At 67.8% G+C, this 1,461-nt stretch carries 1 protein-coding gene and 1 pseudogene; both read left to right on the forward strand.

Going from position 1 to position 1,461, the window contains the following annotated elements; translation table 11 throughout:
- Nucleotides 1–1,137: 1,137 nt before the first annotated feature.
- A complete protein-coding gene (locus tag ACWEN3_RS46505) occupies nucleotides 1,138–1,338 on the forward strand; it encodes an STAS domain-containing protein (protein WP_452984484.1) in 201 nt (66 codons plus the stop codon).
- Nucleotides 1,339–1,375: 37 nt separating this feature from the next.
- A pseudogene (locus ACWEN3_RS46510) lies at nucleotides 1,376–1,461 on the forward strand (uridine kinase); the annotation flags it as partial.

The raw sequence follows: 1,461 nt of genomic DNA on the forward strand, positions 1-1,461 counted from the left end.
GCCGTGCGGCAACCCGGGCCCCGAGCTTTCAACACCATCTACCGGCCGACTGCGCCGGACTTCTGTGTCCGCAGGTTCCGCCTGGGAGGGCGGGGTTGCGGGGATCGCGGATGCGTGACCGGGGACCACCTTCCAATCCGGGGCCTTGCGGTACCCGGGCGGAGTGCTTCCTCGCCCGGGCGATCCTGATGGCGCTCTGCTCCTTACCTTTCGGTTACGCGGATATCGCGGGTGCTGCTCACAGCCCCGCTGGGGCCGTGTCCTTCTGGTCCACCTGCACAGCACTTCGTGCCTGCTGTGCCCACTTCGACTTCTGGGTACGGAGACAACGCTAACCCTGCAGCGGCGGAATGTCTATTCTCGCCATGACAGTTTTTCTCCATGGAGGGTGCGTGTGCTTCTACCGCAGGTACACCAGGAAGAGTGCCCACTCGAATGGCGGTCCCCCCTCCTGCGCAGCAGTACTCGGTGAGACCGGCCCGGTGCTCGCCCGCGCTGAACGGCCTTCCAAGCCCCATCCACCGCCACACCCACGCACCGAGGCGCGGATCAGGACCGCTCTCCGAGGGGAGATGCTGGGAGACGTGGCCGCGCATGAGCCACGTTCAGCTGCACAAGGATGGGGCCGGTCCCGTACTCGCGAGCATTGGTGACCAGCTCGCTGATCACCAACTGGGTCAGGCGCACGATCCGCTCCGCTCAGAGACCCCAGCCGGGGGGCCGGCCGCACCCTGGGCGAGGAAAGCGGCGCGGCTCGGTGGCAGGCTTCGGCGATGCTCACTCCGTCATCGGCCAAGGCGATCGTCATCGCGGCGCCCGGGGCACCGCAACACTCGCCTTCGGAGCCCTCCTCCCGGTCCGCCACCATTCCGTTGCTGTGCACCGTCGCGCCGGGGCAGGTGCCACGCCCGCTCAGCATGTGTATGTGCCAGGGGCATCCGGTATCACGCGCAGACGGCCTTCCGCCGGAAGGTGCAAGGATGCCGACGTCGGCGACGGTTGTCGAGGAGAGCGTGGAGGGCATCGACGGGCCGCCAGAAGGCAACCGATTGTCGATCGCGCGCGCCTGCTTCGAGGGCCCCAGCGTGGTGCGAGCCCGCGGCGAAATCGACCGGTACAAAGCCCCTCGACTTCTCGATGCCCGCAGCTGCTCACGGCGCCGCCTCGAACCGGACGGTGCTGGCCCTCGTGGACGTCACGTTCATGAACTCCAGCGGCATCAACTCTCTCATCACCACCCAACGAACCGCGCGAAGCGCCGAAGGCCGGGTACGGCTGACAGCACGCAGTGCGTCCGTCGCACGCCTCTTCCAGATCGTCGGCCTCGATGAGTCATAGCCTGTCACCCCACCGTTCGCAACGCCTTGCACCCCGGGCCGACGACCCGACTCTGCCCCTGGTGGAGGGGAGTTCCGACATCGACTGGGACCACCCCGCCTCGTGGGACGCGGACGTCGCGGT

The organism is Streptomyces sp. NPDC004561 (assembly GCF_053602155.1).